The sequence below is a fragment of the Sporosarcina sp. BP05 genome (assembly GCF_014282005.1).
Classification (GTDB): domain Bacteria; phylum Bacillota; class Bacilli; order Bacillales_A; family Planococcaceae; genus Sporosarcina.
In genome coordinates, this window is sequence record NZ_JACFTD010000061.1 from 1 (window position 1) to 1,411 (window position 1,411).

Consider the following 1,411-nt stretch of genomic DNA (forward strand, 5'->3'; position numbering starts at 1 on the left):
ACGCTTTTGCTTCAGTCAGACATTTACCGTTGACACTTCCCCATAAACTTCCCTCTGGCCAAATAAAAAAGACCGTCAATAGACGATCTCCTCTTGTTGAACTAAAGCTACCCGTTAGTTTAAGTGAAAAAACTCACAATTCGACTCTAGAGATTACCCCGCTATACATAGCTTTCCAGCTATCGTCGTCCTGCCTATCGGCTCGATATAATTTTAGAGTACCTTTATACAAATGCCCTTCAACATCTTTTGTAAATTCGATAAACTCGTGTTGTTTTAATTCATGAAAATCGGTATAAAATAATTCAGTTTTATAAATAGGTAATCCAGAACGTGTCTGTAAATATTCTTCCGTAGTTAAGTAGGAAACACCTTGAGAATCTAAAACTGTTAGAGTTTGAACCTCCCTAGAATGGAAGACGTCATTTAATTCTTTCTCCTGTGTCACTGCATAAGAGTTATTTGAAAATGAAAAAATACCACAAACCAATGTTGTTAATAGTAAAAATCTTAATTTCTTTTTCATTCATATCCCCCTTAATAATTGTATATATCAAATATTGTACTCTAGTTTTATGAATATTCAATTTAAGTTTGAAAGTATCTTGATACATAGATTAAAAACTTTCCAAATCGTCGTTTAGGAATTCTTTAAATGTTTGTTGCATTAACCTGCCCCGTTAGTTGAACAAGGTTAAGTGAAATCTTAAAAAAACAGTTTATATAAAACATATCCAACTATTAAAACAACAATTAATATCAGTATATCTTTAGAACCCATACCAGTTAAATTTCCACCAATTCCTCTATTTACACCATCATTTAGAGAACCAGTGGGATTATTTTTTAATTCACTTTGTCTTAATCGTTCTCTTTTTTCTTCAGGCGTTTCATGGTGATTATTCAAACTAAGCCCCCCTTTGCGAATTGCTTCTGTTGTAATTATTCTATAATTTATTTTCAATACCTTCTTACACTAAACTGCCCCGTTAGTTGAACAAGAACAGGCAACTTTCAATAATTTTTCACCGCTTTTTAAAAAAACGGGCGAAAAAACCTAGATTTCCCTCTTCTTCTGTCGCAGCAGTTTCAGCCATGTCCAATTCTTTTTTACGACTTGCCATAGTTTCCTTTAGACTTAACAATAGTTCTCTGTCGTGTTCTTCCAGTTGTAGCCGTCCTGGCAAAGACTTCTCGATATAACTTTTTAACTCTAATTGTCCTTTAACCAATTCATCAACCATTTCCCGCATGGCATTCATTTCTTTATTTTGTTGGGTTAATAATTCATGAAAAGATTCAAGTGTTGTGGGAAGAACAATTAATTCTTTGCTTTCAATTCGTGTAACTTCACCACCAAACTTCTCCAAGAGCAACTTTTCCATTTCTTTTGGATCCGTGCGATGAATCT

3 protein-coding genes are annotated in these 1,411 nt (G+C 33.7%); all 3 read right to left on the reverse strand.

The window, feature by feature from the left end:
* Nucleotides 1-133 precede the first annotated feature (133 nt).
* Nucleotides 134-526: a hypothetical protein gene (locus H2672_RS19065; protein ID WP_186673980.1), complete on the reverse strand. Its 393-nt coding sequence runs from the start codon at nt 524-526 to the stop codon at nt 134-136.
* A 180-nt stretch (nt 527-706) separates the two neighbouring features.
* Nucleotides 707-907 carry a DUF6366 family protein gene (locus tag H2672_RS19070; protein WP_186673983.1) on the reverse strand — a complete coding sequence of 67 codons (201 nt, stop codon included), beginning with the start codon at nt 905-907 and terminating at the stop codon, nt 707-709.
* A gap of 118 nt (nt 908-1,025) precedes the next feature.
* The coding region (locus H2672_RS19075; protein ID WP_222439467.1) for a hypothetical protein at nt 1,026-1,411 on the reverse strand (386 nt) is incomplete at its 5' end.

What these genes read in the sequence shown, in the direction of transcription:
- H2672_RS19065 (WP_186673980.1), bottom strand. Translation starts at nt 526, where the DNA reads ATGAAAAAGAAATTAAGATTTTTACTATTAACAACATTGGTTTGTGGT.